We start from the raw sequence: 14,495 nt of genomic DNA, 5'->3' as shown, positions 1-14,495 counted from the left end.
GATTCGAACGGCGGTGAATAAGCGTAAGGTGTTTCCCTCTGATCAGGCAGCATTCAAGGTAGTATATCTGGCAACCCAGCAGGCCTCTAAAAAGTGGTCGATGCCGATTCGTAACTGGACGTCTGCTTTAAATCGCTTTATGATTATGTTTGATGACCGTATCAGCAAGCATTTAATCTAAACGGCAGTTACACAGAATTCGGGATGGTCTCGCAAATATCTCAACCATAAGATACTTATCCAATAGAATTAAGCTGCACTATTTAACAGTTAATGTCTAATTTTAAGCATTCTGATTTATTAACGGAATTATCATTAAAGTTTATGCCAATCTTCAATCGCTTTGTACCCAGTTTCTAGTCCTACATCATAGCTATAACGAATTTTAGCTTTATCTTTAGATAATCGACCCGCCATATTTTTCAAGTCGGGTGGGCAAACTTCTAAAAACTTCTGTGGTGATGCAGAATGTAAAAATTGCACCGCATCATTATAACGTTGGGTTCGTGTTAATAAGCTTTGGGCAAAACCATATCGTTGCTTAGAAAAATATTTAGCCAACAGCTGATCGCCCTTGCGACCTGCTTTATAGTAATTGTGAGGACGAGTACGGATCACCATTAGCTTAGCAACACGATCTTGTTGAGCGGCCCAATGCACAGGCAAAGCATCAGCTACACCACCATCGAAATAAGGTTCGCCAAATATCTCGACCGCTTGACGAGTCAGCACTGGTATAGAACTTGATGCTCTTAATCCATCCAAAATATTGTCTTTACAGGCTTTAATATAGTTAGCTTCACCTGAAATAGCGTGTGTTAGCACCATGTAAAACTCAGCATGACTGGCAAATAATTGTGCCTGATTTAGTGGATGCTCTTGTTCCACCACGTCCCACATCCACTTTAGATCCAGTAAGTCCCCACCTTTAAGGAAACGACCATAATGGATAAATTCAGGTCGAAGTGAATGATCTAAGTAAATCTGCAGGGTGCGACCTTGTTGCGCAGCTAAATAGTTAGCAACGTTCGTTGAGCCTGAGGACACCCCCACACAAAGATCAAAAGGATTAAATTGTTGTTGTAAAAATGCGTCTAAGACACCACTGGTAAATGCGCCACGCATTCCACCACCTTCAACTACAAGTGCTTGTCGATGTTGTTTAAGCATTGAAAACCTCGAATTCTTGTAAATACTACCTTTTTAACTTAACCATTACATAGAGTAATTAAGTGAAGCGCCTCGAGTATATCGGAGGCTGATACTTTTCCAAAGAACCATCTTAAACTACCTAGCTCCAAATTTTACTCATTCAAGTAAAGCTCAGCCATCCCGTCGAGCCTAGCTTTCACCTCTTTCCAATGCGGCATGACTTGAGTTAATAAGCGCCAAAAATGCTCACTATGATTGTGCTCAGCGATATGACACAGCTCATGCAATATCACATAATCAATGCATTCTTTTGGTGCTTTGACTAAGTGCGGATTGAGGATTAAATTACCTTTATTTGAGCAGCTTCCCCATTGTTTTTTCATTACTATTAACTTCAATGAAGGATTATTTTTTACCCATGAGGCCTTATGTATCAAGGCCTCAAGCCTCTCTCTAGAGACCGACGTAAATTTATCTTTATACCAGTTATCAATCAAGCTTTTCACGAGAATCGCTCGTTTTTCAGCGTCTAATTCAGAATCATTTTGAGACAATTCTACATGTAACTTACCGCGACTGAGCTTCACCGTACTGTTTATCACATCGTTAGTTTTTGCATCGGTTATCACTTTTAACACATAACGACGACCCAGATAAAACTGGGTCTCACCACTGATATAACGTTTAGGCAATACGTGATCTTGTTGCTTTGCAAATTCTTGTAGGCTTTGCCATATCCAGCGAGCACGCTTCATCATGGCGTCATGTATTATCTCGTCACTGGCATCAACAGGCGCTGTGGCGACTACACGCTGATCAGGATGTACCTTGATGACCACTTTGCGAGGTTTGCTCTTTTCGTTAATAAGCGTATCGCTTCTAGACTTATTTTTTGTGTCTTTACGCACGACTTCATAATGGATCTTATCTTCACCATAATAAAAGTTGCCTGTCTCAGTCATTGCCTACTACCCTCTTGCTGCTCGTGGGCTACTTGTCTCTCTCGACAGCCCAAGTCGGGTAATCTTTAGCACCTCTTCAATGAGCTGTTGCGCTTTATCAATACCCAAGTCAGCAAACAGCATTGGCAATAATCGTCTATTAATCGCATTTTCAATTTCACTGGCATTGATGGAATATTCCGCCACATTCGTTTTGACTACTTCATCAATCTCAAAGGCGTAAGCGACCAGCTTGTCATTATCTAGCTCTTTATCCGCTAAGAAGTCAGCATCAAATAAGTGCTTAAATAAACCAAAGTAAGCCTGAGCATGCTTATTTAATTTGCCATTGTCATCGATAAATTCATTCGGTACATCAGCAACATCGCGGTCTTTGACGGCCTGCTCAAAGTCAGCAAACATCATGTACTGCTTCACGGGTGCATCGAACATCGCTTTAGCTTCTTCAATGGCTTTTTTTAGGAGCTTAGAGAAGTACTCTTGCGCATATGGATCATCAGCCAAATCTTGCTCAATCATCTTAGTCACACGACCTGTAATTTTATCGGTTTGGTTGCGTGCTTCATCATCACTTAATTCTTCAGGCTTAACATCCTTACCTAAATTGCCGACCAAGTAAGCCCCTTTTGCCTCACGAACTTCAAGTCCTGCGATATGTTTATCGAGTAAGCTGCGAATATCCGCTTCATACTCATCGTAATCGATGGTTTCATCAGCGTCTTCACGGACTTGCTTACGTAGATTGATAAAGGCTTTTAGATCGGCTTTGTAGCGATCACGTTTGTTATCGAATGAGGTATCTGCAAAGAAAGATGCTGATTGGAGCGCAATCTTCATGGCGTTAGAAAATGCGGTCAAAGCCGCATAAAAGTCGTCACGCTCTTTAAGCTTGGTATCGACTACTCTGCCATCTACTTCCTGCATCTTTGGCGCAAGCACCTGCCTTAATGCTTGCCCATCTTGTTTGTTTTTGACCGATGAGAAGATAGCCCACAACTCATTATGCAGCCTTGGTAACTGCTTGTACTCGGTATCCATAGGGTTATACAGACCTTTGAGGTCTTCGATATCAAAGCCACCTTGCGTACGTTCCGCTAAGTCTTGATATTTCTCAATGGTGATATCCAGCTCTTTTAGGATGCCACGATAATCAATCAGATAACCAAAACGTTTCTTCTCATGCAAGCGGTTCACCCGTGCAATGGCTTGAATGAGGTTATGCTGCTTTAAAGGCTTATCAATATATAAAACGGTGTTCTTTGGCTCATCAAAGCCCGTTAATAGCTTATCAACGACGATCATAATGTCAGGACCATCGTCCTGACTAAAGGCTTCTATGATGGCTTTGGTATACGCTTTTTCATCACCGCCGAAGTCTGCGGCGACATTATCTTGCCACCATCTTTGTACGATGTCTTTTGATTCGCCATCGACGGTGTCATGCCCTTCACGGGTATCAGGTGGTGACATAGCGACCACTGAGGTCACTTTGCCAATCTTATCTAATGCCATTTTATAGCGAATAGCGGAGGCTTTAGAATCACAAGCCAATTGACCCTTGAGATGCTGCTGCTTAAAGTTTTGGAAGTGATCAGATATATCATGAGCGATCAGCTCGATACGACCCTCAACCTGATAGATTTGACCTTTTTGGGAGAACTTACGCTTGAGGTCGGTCTTTTGATTATCGGTGAGCTTTTGGGTGATACGGTCAAACCAGCTATCTATGGCTTGATCATTGGTATTGAGCTCAGGGATACGCTCTTCATATAGCAATGGCGTGACGGTTTTGTCTTTAACCGCTTGCTGCATGGTGTACGAGTGAATGATGCTACCGAATTTGTTTTCAGTCTTATCATCTTTTAGTAATGGCGTACCCGTAAAGGCAATAAAGGCAGCGTTTGGCAAGGCTTGCGCCATACGGATATTGTTCTCACCATTTTGGCTACGGTGACCTTCATCGACCATGACGATGATGTTTGGGCTGTCGTTATAACATTCGTCATACTTAACGGCTGAACCAAACTTATTAATAATAGAGAAAATAACGCGTTCGTTACCATGACCGATTTGCTGCGCAAGACGGCGACCAGAAGTAGCCATAGCGTCGCGACTATCGCGTTTACTGGTTATTACACCACCCGACTTAAAGGTATTACTCAACTGGGTTTCAAGATCAACACGGTCGGTGACAACAATAATTCGACACTTCGCGAGCTCCTCTAACCAAATCAAAGCTTTAGAGAAGAAAACCATCGTGAAAGATTTACCACTACCTGTGGTATGCCAAATGACACCACCTTCACGACTGCCCTGTTCATCGAAACTGCTGATACGCTCAATCAGGGCTTTGATGCCAAAGACTTGCTGATAACGGGCAACAATTTTGCCAGCCTTTTTGTCAAACAAGGTAAACATGCGCGTCATTTCAAGCAAACGCTCAGGCTGTAATAAGCTAATGATAAGGCGGTCTTGATCGGTAACGACTAGATCACCGCCATCAATCAATGACTGATATTCATCTTTAATAAAGGCAGGACGATGGGCAAACAGACTCTCAATCTGCTCAGGACTGAGCGCTTGATTCTTTAGACGGGCAAACTCAGGCTCAGAGATCTCTTCTTCGACCCACTTCGCCCAAAATTTCTCAGGCGTACCGCAAGTGGCATACAGACCGTCATTACCATTTACCGCTAGCAGTAACTGGCTATAGGCAAATAGATGCGGGATTTGTTTTTGACCTTGGTTACGGATGTGCTGGGAGACGGCTTGAGCATTGGTTGATTGCCACTCTCTACTCGAGTCAGGACGTTTGGCTTCAATCACTGCCAACGGTAGACCATTTACGAAGCAGACGATATCAGGAATGATATTACCTGTCCCTTCAGCATTCTGTACTACCAGCTCTTCGGTAAAGTGAAAGCTATTATTATCGATATGATTCCAATCTATCAAGCTGATGGTTTGCGAGGTTTTTTTACCGTCGATAAATTCGGTCACGGTCACGCCATATAGCATGGCGTTATAGAGCTTTTCATTGGCGAGTTGCAAGCCTAAATTCATCGCTGGGTTTAGCTCGTGCATGATCTTATCAATGGCGCTATCTGATAAATGATGCGGTGTGCCTTCAAACATAAAGGTTTGCTTGGCTAAGAACGCACGCATAACGGGCAATAACACCACTTGGTTGGTGGCTTTATTAGCATTCGCCTGATTCGCTAGCAGCTTATTGCTACGCATGGCATTGCATTGGTTAGGCGGAATAAACTGATAGCCTAGCGTGGTGAGCAAGGTTAAGGCAGGGATTTTTGAGCTGAATTCTTCGGCGAAGTTGATCGTATTATTACTCACTAAAACTCCTAATACTCTGCTTAATTCAGCCAGTTAAATTCAATTTCTTGTACAAACTTCGAACTTAACTGCTCATTTACAAGGATTGGTCTGAACTTATTCATAGATAATTCGTTAATAACTTCAGCTGCAGGATGTCCATGACTGTTCTTCGTTCCGTAAGAGACAGGGCATATAACAGGATAAAATTGCTCAAAGAATCTTATATTAAAATTTTCCTTAGATCCGTGGTGAGGTATTTGGATAATACCAACGCATCTTCTATAGTCTAAATAGACATCATCTTCTTCTTTAAGAACTTCGTTTAAGTCGCTATCTCCGGTATAAATACAACCTGCACTATTAAAGCATTCACAAGAGTAAACAGAATCTTGGCCTATTAGCTCACAATAACAGATATCACTACTTTCACTATCTTTTGATGGACCTGAATAAAGTAGCATTGAGTTTTCGTTAATATCACCACCTAGTTTTTTATCATATATATTCTTAAGTGTCTTACGTGATTTACTATCTTTCAAACTATCCATCACATAGTTAGGATTCTTTTCTAATTCGCTTACGTCAAAGCCCAGACTTTCAAGTTGATTTATTAACTTCGCATGCCGATCTGTGAATTTAATATTATAAGGAACAAAAACCCATCTATACTCATTATTTATTATAAGAGGTCTGCCACTATTGATTATGATGCTAGGAGGACTACTAGACTGAACTGAAATGCTCTCAGATGAGTCTAGTGGATTCGGTAAGTTGATTGGATTATCGCTTTCATCTCTATCGCGTTCTTGAGTAGATCTGACTCTAACAATAGTTGTATTAGAACCAAAAAATGTTTGAGGATCTTTGATTAAATTCAAAGATCCTGTTGGAAGAGCGCTACTTAAGTTAATAAGTAGCTTTTCGTGCTTAGGTTCTAACAAAGGCATTACTACCGTATGAATATTGTTTGTAGAGTCCCTTAAAGCTTCGATAGTAGATATATGGTCATTATCAAAATGTGATATGAAAAGTATATCTATATCCTGATATAAAAATGCTGATTTAACAACTGGTCTAGCCTTAGCGTAAGCAGTTGTTCCGCAATCATAAACGATATTAAACTTGTTATGGCGTTCCGAATAAAATGCACCTTGCCCTACAGGATGAAATGTTCGCGTTACTCTATAAGAACTCATCACGCAACCTCACCATCAACCACCACCCGTTTCTTACCCGTCAACAACACCTGCATCAGCGCCTTTTTTTCTTGCTGCAAATCAGCCAATTGCTGCTCAAGCAACTCAATTTCTTTATCAGCATTGGTTAATACGGTGGCAATTTTTTGTTGTTCTTTATAGTTTGGAATAGAAAGATTTAACGATTTAATATCATCGCTATTTACCGCTTCAAAAGTACTACCTTGCGAATAGCGTTCCCACTTCAGCTCAAAAGATAAAAGCCACTGATATAAGTAATCTTGAGAGTGGTTTTTCTTAGCTTTTATGGCAGCAATACCACGTCCAATACAAGCATTATGATTGGATAGTGCAACTGTGCCAACTGGTGCTCTGACACTAAATAAAATATCATCAACATGACATTCTTTAGTTATTTGTGACGTATAAATTCTTGGTGCTGATTTTCTATTTTTAATATCTGCATTACCTTGGAGCAAAGGCAGACCGTCCCCAATCTCATTATAGGCATCAGATTTTGGAGAAGAACCCATTGTGATTTGGGCTATTTCCGATAACTTAACCTCTTCCCACTCACCTTCAAACCGTTTCCCCTCATTATCAAGCAAACGCTTTTTGCCCGTCAGCAATTGCTGCATCAACGCTTTTTTCTGCTGAGTACTATTCTCAATCAAACGCTCAGTGTTGCTGATCGCTTTATCCCAAGTGGTTAGGATTTTGGCGATTTTTTGTTGTTCTGGAAGGGGTGGAGTATTTATTTTATAAATCTGAATAAAATCGGTAGTTACACGTCTATGACCTGCTGAACCTTGCATATTCATAGTGCCCTTAGCTCTAAAGGCATCAGTTCTAGTTAGGTAATAAATGAACTTAGGATCTGTATTTTCTTTAGCCCGCAATACGTGAAACTCTGTACTCCCAAATCCTATACCATTAACAAGAGTATGAGCTAAAGCGCCTTTACCATTTTCAAAACAAGGTGTTATCTTAGCGACTAAGACATCTTTGTCTTTAAATGATGTAAAGCCTTTAGAGACTTCATCATATGTTTTCGTTTCTGTAGAAATAATCTGACCATCTTCTGAGACTTGACTCATCGAGATAAATGAAACTAATTCATCACTAGGTTTTGATGGTTTTTTAGGATTTATTTCGCATAGCTCATTTAACTTCTTAACCTCCCAACCACTAGGCGTCATAACCTAACTCCTTTAAATATCCTGCCATCTCTTCCTCTAACAGGTTTAACTCGGCTTTAAGCGCTAAACGCTCAGAACGTACCGCATCTAGATCAATCTCTGCCTCTTCTTCAAAGGTATCGACATAGCGGGGAATATTGAGGTTAAAGTCGTTTTCTTTAATCTCATCAAAGCTCGCTAGATACGCATATTTATCAACGCTTTCCCGCGCTTTATACGTCTCAATGACTTTAGCAATATTGCTATCTGTGAGCTGGTTTTGATTTTTACCGGATTTAAATTCATTACTGGCATCGATAAACAGGACTTTGTCGTCAGACTTATTCTTTTTAAAGATGAGAATTGCGGCTGGAATACCCGTACCAAAGAACAGCTTTTCAGGTAAGCCAATCACCGTATCGAGCAGGTTTTCTTCAATAAGCTGCTGACGGATTTTACCTTCACTTGACGCACGGAACAGCACGCCATGCGGCACGACCACACCCATTCTGCCAGTGCTTGGTTTCAGCGTTTCGATCATATGACTGATAAAGGCATAGTCGCCCTTGGTCTTGGGCGGCACACCGCGATGGAAGCGACCATAGGGATCGCTGCTGGCATCTTCATGACCCCATTTATCCAGTGAAAACGGCGGGTTGGCCGTCACCACATCGAACTGTAATAAATGCTTGCCGTCTTTATCGAGGAGCAGCGGATTACGGATGGTATCGCCCCACTCGATTCGGTGATTGTCCTCCCCATGCAAAAACATATTCATCTTGGCCAATGCCCACGTCGAGCCAATGGCTTCTTGACCGAATAGCGCATACTTCTTGGAATTTGAGTTTTTGCGAACCATTGCCCCGCATTTAATGAGTAGTGACCCCGAACCACAAGCCGGATCACAGATTTCATCACCTTCGACAGGCGCAAGAATAGTCGCTAATAAATTAGATACTTCTGGTGGTGTATAGAACTCACCCGCCGTCGCCCCACTACTGGCGGCAAAATGCTTGATTAAAAACTCGTACGCATTACCAATCACGTCCAAGCTACCCACGCGCTCAACGCTTAGATTAAGAATGTCTTTACCAAAGTCTTCTAATAAATGACGCAGTAATTCGTTCTTTTGTTTTTCTTGACCCAATTTATCGGTGTTAAAGCTAATGTCTTGGAAGACGTTTTTGAGCTTAGTACCGTTAGCTTCTTCAATCGCATGAAGCGCTTCGTCAATACGTTGACCGTTGCCCGGCTGGTGACGCTGCTCGTATAGATCCCAAAAGCTTGCGCCCTCAGGTAAGACAAAACGCTGCTTGGACATCATGGCATGGATCAGTTCTGGATTGTCGCCAAACTGCTCAACCAGTTTGTGGTACTCATCACGATAGACGTCGGACAGATACTTGAGAAACAGCATGGTCAAAATAAAGTCTTTATAGGTATCAGCGCTGATGACGCCACGGAAGGTGTCACAGGCGTTCCATACGGCTTTGTTGATATCGTCTTGATTGATTTGGTTAATACTATTAGGTGCGCTGGTTGGCATTGATGGTTCCTGAATACTTTGAAAGATATAAGTTTTATAAGGGTCGATTATGGTGTCATGCATTCGCTTTGCTTAGAAGTATAGCGCACATTGTCGTTTCTAATAAGACTCACTACACTCCAATTTTTGGCTTGTGAGAATGCTACTAATTTAGATATAAATAATAGTTAGAAGCACTAAACTATCGTAGCAATAATGTTATTACTAAATTTTTGTTTTGCAATAAAAAACAGCTTTGTCTATTATTGAGTTTCTTACTGAAATATAACGACAGGTAACAACATGAAAATAAATAAGCTATATACAGGTATCGTATTGGCAGGCGCATTAGTGGTGTCAGGCTGTGGAAGTGACGATGATGGTGAGTATGTAGGAGGCGGCAGTGGCAATGGTGGGCCTATCGTCAACAATGAGCTGAAATATGCAACGTTTGATCCTTTCAGTGACGTGGTCGCCGGAGAATATAAAACAGGATGGGGCAAGTTTGCTTCCACACTAAGTAATAAAGGTTTAACACAAATTATATCTACCCTTGTTGGAAGCTCGCCTACTGCTTATCAAGACAGCAGAAGGGACAATCTTGGGTTAGAATACTATGTTGGTAATAGTCTATTTGTCGCTGTTCCTGAAAGTTATGATAGTAAGTTCTATAAAATTAACTTCGTCGATAGCGATACGTTCAAGCTAAAAATTCAGTCAGGTAGCAGCATCGTTAATTCGACTTATGACATCATTACTCTTGACCTCACTGGCGTCGGCAAGCAGCCAGGAAATGCTCAGACTGGGATAGAGACAGATTTAGATTATTTTCCTGATAGCTTTAACGCTACTTTCCCTAGTGGCTCGCAGTGTTACATATTTTTAGAAACACCTGATCAAGACTACTATACTTTTTCTGATTATGATGAAGAAGGTAATATGACGATAGATCAGTGGATTGCTAAAGAGAAAAAATACAATACTGTCAGCAATCTTGTCAAAGAAAATGTCGGAAGCAAAAATGAATTGCAAGCGGTAAGATATACTGATGAAGATGGCGATATTAATGCCGCTGTGGTATACAAAGGCTTAATTTATGAAGCTTATTATTACCAAAAAGGTATTCAAGAGAAAGAAGATATCGACCCTAATATCGCAGAGGTCTACTGTAATCAATACAATAGCGTTGCTACCAAGTTCTTAGAAACACAAATTAAAGCTGTTTATCAGAATTAATCGAGTATAGCTAAGGTTTAAATTTAAGGTTTGGTAGCTTTTAATAGTGAGTGGTTACTATTTTTCTTACAAGCAGCGAAACAACAAATAGCGCCTAATATGGGCGCTATTTTATTATGCCACTATAGCCATCTTGCAGTGCTCTATTTAGAATGGTGGCAAGTAGCATTAAGCGGTAATGGTAGGAAACGTAATCCTAACTACTAGAAATAGTTTTTTAGTGATAGTATATGTTTGAAATCAAATAATGTCGTAGAAATATTTAGTTACATTTTATTGTGAGATAAATCCCATTATTTGCCTTGCCTCCAATACTGTTGCGCTGTTGGTCTATTTGATGGTCTAACGTGCATATCTATTATTACAATTATAATTAAATCAAATACTTATATACATAGTTAGACTTCCTCCTTCACCGCCAATCTTATCTATTCTGAGAAACGCACTAGTTTTTTTGTGCTGTCCTACTCTATCCTAAATAAAATCCAGACACCTTAACAGTAAGACTGTCAGTCTGATCGTCTAATGCTACCTGAATGGTGATTTTTATCCTATATATCAAAAAAAACCACCAATAAAGAATATTGCTGGCTCATATCACTGCTCTATTGCTGCTAATATCTAAACCTACAGCTGTTTACTGCCTATACATCTCTTTATTGCTTCTTTTTCACTGTCACTTAGATTCATATGTAACTTGTTCAACCTCAATTTTATGCGGCAGTCGCGTCTGATTTTTTCGTTTCAGCAGACATGACTGGTTTTGGAGTTGCGTTTACTGCTTCTGCAAAAGCAATGCTTGGTACCATCGCGTTGGCTGAGTAGCCTATTACACTGAATAAGGTGATAAATAGTACGAACAAGGTTTGTCTCATGGGCGCTCTCAGTCGATTTTTAAGATGATTATTTAGGACAGTCAATGAATATTTAACATCACTGGTTTGATTGAAAAGCACTACTTGAGATAACTAGCGCGCAGACGATGTTAATACTGCCTCTTATCATAGCCAGTTCCTATGTTAAGTAGCTTGATGAAAGTTTAAGAAACGTTAAGGTGTGAGCGTTTTGCATATCTGCTAGACCGTAATATCTCTTCAAATAGAGACACAAGACCGGATATATCACAACAGTAGATTCAATTTAAAAATGTTATAGCGCTACTGGTATAAATTTTCCTTGCGTGCTGTATACACAGAGGCTGCGAAAAATTCATCCCAGTAGCGCTTTGGAACTTATGACAGTTTTGTTTTGAACTACTATACTAGCCAAACCATTGCACATAAAAATGACGCATACTTAGGGCGTTATTTTTAAATAATCAGATATCACTTTTAAGAGCGGTGTCTGTAGTCGTTTTTGCTTTGTTTATCGTTTTTATATTTGCCCTGATATTTGTCTTGATGCTTTTCTTGTGCTTTATGCTTGGCAGCCACTATTTTTGCTTTTTGCTGTGATACCTTTGCCTTGTTTTTGACAACTTTATGTTTACTACCTACTTTGGCTTTAGCATCATGCTTTTGGTGCTGTACTTGAGCGGCATGAGACTTTGAGTAGTCAGGTGCAGCGTTGGCTTGACCAACCATAGATAAACAAGCGGTAGCGGCTAGAATCGAACTTACTATTATCTTTTTCATTGTTTTTCCTAATTTAATTCATATTAATAAATGATGATTAAAGATACCTTATGAAGTATCACGATAATGCATCGCTCTATCGACAAAGAAAATGATAACTGGTTCTCGTATTAAGTAGCTTTATGAAACTTGAAGAAAGGTTGCGATTGTTACCACTACTAAGCGCATTTACACATTAGGCGGTAGAAAGCTACAGAGTTGCACTATTGGCTGGTATCGACTGAGCCTATCCGCCTATGTATGATGCTTTTGGCAGGCGTACAAAGAATTTATAGCGCTTAGCATCTGACAACTATACACAGCTCAACTCTTCTATCAGCGCTGATTGGATAACAAATTTATGTGTGGGTTATTACGTGTTTTATTAACTGTAATTGGGGCGATACTCATTATCGACTGCGTTACTTTGATGGCTGTTGATAAGATTAATTTTGGTACAGTGCTGCCTTTTTTGATAGGCGTGGTTTTTGTAGGGCATGGACTAGGTGCTTCTTTAATTACAAAAATACTTGCTAAGAATCCTTTACTGCGACGTATTTGGTACGGATTGTGGCTAGCGTTTGGGTTATGGCTCGCCAGCTTTTTGCTCTTTGTTTATTCATTGCAGCAGCAGATTGCCCAAGGCAAACAAGATTTGCCACCTGTAGCAGCTATTATTGTACTCGGTTCTGGGACGGTCGATGGCAAGCCGACCCCTACCTTAGCTAGTCGCTTAGATACGGCCGCACGACTGATCGAGCAGCAGCCACAGGCACTCATTATTACGAGTGGCGGTGTGGGCTATGAGCGCACGCGCAGTGAGGCGGACATCATGGCGACGTACTTGCAGCAAGCACATGACATTCCACTAGATCGTATCTACCAAGAAGGCAAAAGCACCAGTACTGAGGAGAATTTGGCGTACAGCCAAATCATACTTGAACAGCATGGTATTGATAAAGAGGTACCGATTGCGATTGTCACCAGCGACTTTCATACCATTCGCGCAGCGGCGATTGCCCTCCATCAAGGTTATACGCAACCAATCACGCTTGCCAGTCCAACACCATTGTCTATTCGCTACAATGCATGGTTTCGAGAGTATTTTGCCTTTGGTAGCAGTTGGCTACTACAAGAATACTAATCGGCAGATGCCGTAACAAAAATATTAAAAGGCGCTCAAATGGACGCCTTTTTTTGCAAAATATAAACCACGAATTTTGCCTCTGTTTTGAATGATGCTTTCTCTACTGCTGTCAGCAACGCTTGTCTTTTTTCACTACGTGCGCGGTAGGCATACGGGGTCATGGTCATTAAATCAGCCAAATCATCCGCTGATAATGTCATCTCTGTACTAACATGGTCAGTTCCCATCAACGTAAAGTATGGCTCCAACTCGTGTAAAAACTTATCAGAATCATGCTCGCGCACACTATCAAACAACGCCTCACGCATCGATGCAAGATGCTGACTATCGGGTTTGGCAATGATGAGATAGCCTGTGTCACACAATACTTTGGCAAAGGCCTCAGGCAAGATAGGACTAAAAATACTACTGATACCCGTCACACTACGGGCGCGTAGCGGCAGATGGGCGGCGCTGGTCACTAGTGGATATACCGCCGTCTGAGTCGCGCCCTCTTTGGGCTGCTGATACCACAGCTGCCCTGCCGCTTTGCTTGCTTTGGCGAGAGTAGAGACGGCAGGCTTGCTGATATCAGCCGCTAGCAGCGATGCTATACCGTCTATCTTCGCCATTGCTTGGGTATAATACCCCTCACCGCAACCGACATCCAGCCAATTTGCGGCAGTATCACTCTGCCCGAGTAGCGGCCTCATTTGCTGCTCAAGCAAAGCCTGTAATGGCTGGTAATGTCCTGCGGCCAAAAACCGCTGCCGCGCTTCGATAGAGGCTTGACTGTCCCCTGGCGTTTTGGACTTTTTTTGTTGTACTGGTAATAAATTGACATAGCCTTGACGCGCCACATCAAAAGGGTGCTTGGTCTGCTTTGGATGCAAGCTGCCATCACAGCGCCACGTATCGGCTGCAGGCTGCATGGGTGACTGGCAAAGGGGACAAATAAATAACGACACAGGTTTCTCAAAATCAGTCAAGTATGGCCGTCATTTTAGCAAAGTTTGCTTCAGCTGCGGCATAAAACCCCTCACTTAAGGTGTAATGGACAAAATTCATGCTAAAAAGTAGAAGGTAGTCGCTAATGGACATAATTCATGCTATTTGAGTGACTTTGACCCTAAAAAGTCTTTAATAAACCGCAACTTACGCTGCTCACTTAGAC

The 14,495-nt window shown here is 41.3% G+C and carries 11 protein-coding genes and 1 pseudogene; 3 read left to right on the top strand and 9 right to left on the bottom strand.

What is annotated here, in order from left to right:
- A pseudogene (locus JMX98_RS12560) lies at positions 1 to 181 on the top strand (IS256 family transposase); the annotation flags it as partial.
- Between the two features lie 134 nt (positions 182 to 315).
- Here the strand turns inward: JMX98_RS12560 and JMX98_RS12555 are convergent.
- From JMX98_RS12555 to JMX98_RS12530, 6 genes are all read right to left on the bottom strand, one after another.
- Positions 316 to 1,170 carry a patatin family protein gene (locus tag JMX98_RS12555; RefSeq protein WP_198328257.1) on the bottom strand — a complete coding sequence of 285 codons (855 nt, stop codon included), beginning with the start codon at positions 1,168 to 1,170 and terminating at the stop codon, positions 316 to 318.
- A gap of 134 nt (positions 1,171 to 1,304) precedes the next feature.
- Positions 1,305 to 2,114, bottom strand: a complete 810-nt coding sequence (locus JMX98_RS12550) for a M48 family metallopeptidase (protein WP_201587038.1) — start codon at positions 2,112 to 2,114, stop codon at positions 1,305 to 1,307.
- Positions 2,115 to 2,120: 6 nt separating this feature from the next.
- Entirely contained in the window at positions 2,121 to 5,465 is a 3,345-nt protein-coding gene (locus JMX98_RS12545; RefSeq protein ID WP_201587033.1) for a type I restriction endonuclease subunit R, read from the bottom strand.
- Between the two features lie 20 nt (positions 5,466 to 5,485).
- Positions 5,486 to 6,643 carry an MBL fold metallo-hydrolase gene (locus JMX98_RS12540; protein WP_201587031.1) on the bottom strand — a complete coding sequence of 386 codons (1,158 nt, stop codon included), beginning with the start codon at positions 6,641 to 6,643 and terminating at the stop codon, positions 5,486 to 5,488.
- Complete coding sequence (locus JMX98_RS12535) at positions 6,643 to 7,842, bottom strand: restriction endonuclease subunit S (RefSeq protein ID WP_201587029.1); 1,200 nt, start codon at positions 7,840 to 7,842, stop codon at positions 6,643 to 6,645. The genes JMX98_RS12540 and JMX98_RS12535 overlap by 1 nt, the downstream gene beginning before the upstream one ends.
- Entirely contained in the window at positions 7,832 to 9,367 is a 1,536-nt protein-coding gene (locus JMX98_RS12530; protein ID WP_201587026.1) for a type I restriction-modification system subunit M, read from the bottom strand. The genes JMX98_RS12535 and JMX98_RS12530 overlap by 11 nt, the downstream gene beginning before the upstream one ends.
- Before the next feature lie 282 nt (positions 9,368 to 9,649).
- Between JMX98_RS12530 and JMX98_RS12525 the strand changes: the two genes are divergently transcribed.
- On the top strand, positions 9,650 to 10,582 hold the full coding sequence (locus tag JMX98_RS12525; protein ID WP_201587025.1) for a hypothetical protein: 933 nt from the start codon (positions 9,650 to 9,652) through the stop codon (positions 10,580 to 10,582).
- A 713-nt stretch (positions 10,583 to 11,295) separates the two neighbouring features.
- Here the strand turns inward: JMX98_RS12525 and JMX98_RS12520 are convergent.
- Positions 11,296 to 11,457: a hypothetical protein gene (locus tag JMX98_RS12520; RefSeq protein ID WP_201587024.1), complete on the bottom strand. Its 162-nt coding sequence runs from the start codon at positions 11,455 to 11,457 to the stop codon at positions 11,296 to 11,298.
- Between the two features lie 456 nt (positions 11,458 to 11,913).
- Positions 11,914 to 12,216, bottom strand: coding sequence for a hypothetical protein (locus JMX98_RS12515; RefSeq protein ID WP_071002761.1), 303 nt, complete (start codon positions 12,214 to 12,216; stop codon positions 11,914 to 11,916).
- 409 nt (positions 12,217 to 12,625) lie between these two features.
- Here JMX98_RS12515 and JMX98_RS12510 point away from each other — a divergent pair, with 409 nt between their 5' ends.
- Positions 12,626 to 13,339: a YdcF family protein gene (locus JMX98_RS12510; RefSeq protein WP_227680171.1), complete on the top strand. Its 714-nt coding sequence runs from the start codon at positions 12,626 to 12,628 to the stop codon at positions 13,337 to 13,339.
- 35 nt (positions 13,340 to 13,374) lie between these two features.
- Here the strand turns inward: JMX98_RS12510 and JMX98_RS12505 are convergent, their stop codons facing one another.
- Entirely contained in the window at positions 13,375 to 14,310 is a 936-nt protein-coding gene (locus JMX98_RS12505; protein ID WP_320157770.1) for a putative RNA methyltransferase, read from the bottom strand.
- Positions 14,311 to 14,495 lie beyond the last annotated feature (185 nt).

This window comes from Psychrobacter sp. HII-4 (assembly GCF_904846595.1).
GTDB classification, from domain to species: Bacteria; Pseudomonadota; Gammaproteobacteria; order Pseudomonadales; family Moraxellaceae; genus Psychrobacter; species Psychrobacter celer.
The sequence above is the reverse complement of the archived record's forward strand: the minus strand, read 5'-3'. Positions and strand labels throughout refer to the sequence as shown.

What these genes read in the sequence shown, in the direction of transcription:
- JMX98_RS12540 (WP_201587031.1), bottom strand. Translation starts at nt 6,643, where the DNA reads ATGAGTTCTTATAGAGTAACGCGAACATTTCATCCTGTAGGGCAAGGT.
- JMX98_RS12550 (WP_201587038.1), bottom strand. Translation starts at nt 2,114, where the DNA reads ATGACTGAGACAGGCAACTTTTATTATGGTGAAGATAAGATCCATTAT.
- JMX98_RS12555 (WP_198328257.1), bottom strand. Translation starts at nt 1,170, where the DNA reads ATGCTTAAACAACATCGACAAGCACTTGTAGTTGAAGGTGGTGGAATG.
- JMX98_RS12530 (WP_201587026.1), bottom strand. Translation starts at nt 9,367, where the DNA reads ATGCCAACCAGCGCACCTAATAGTATTAACCAAATCAATCAAGACGAT.
- JMX98_RS12525 (WP_201587025.1), top strand. Translation starts at nt 9,650, where the DNA reads ATGAAAATAAATAAGCTATATACAGGTATCGTATTGGCAGGCGCATTA.
- JMX98_RS12520 (WP_201587024.1), bottom strand. Translation starts at nt 11,457, where the DNA reads ATGAGACAAACCTTGTTCGTACTATTTATCACCTTATTCAGTGTAATA.
- JMX98_RS12515 (WP_071002761.1), bottom strand. Translation starts at nt 12,216, where the DNA reads ATGAAAAAGATAATAGTAAGTTCGATTCTAGCCGCTACCGCTTGTTTA.
- JMX98_RS12510 (WP_227680171.1), top strand. Translation starts at nt 12,626, where the DNA reads ATGGCTGTTGATAAGATTAATTTTGGTACAGTGCTGCCTTTTTTGATA.
- JMX98_RS12535 (WP_201587029.1), bottom strand. Translation starts at nt 7,842, where the DNA reads ATGACGCCTAGTGGTTGGGAGGTTAAGAAGTTAAATGAGCTATGCGAA.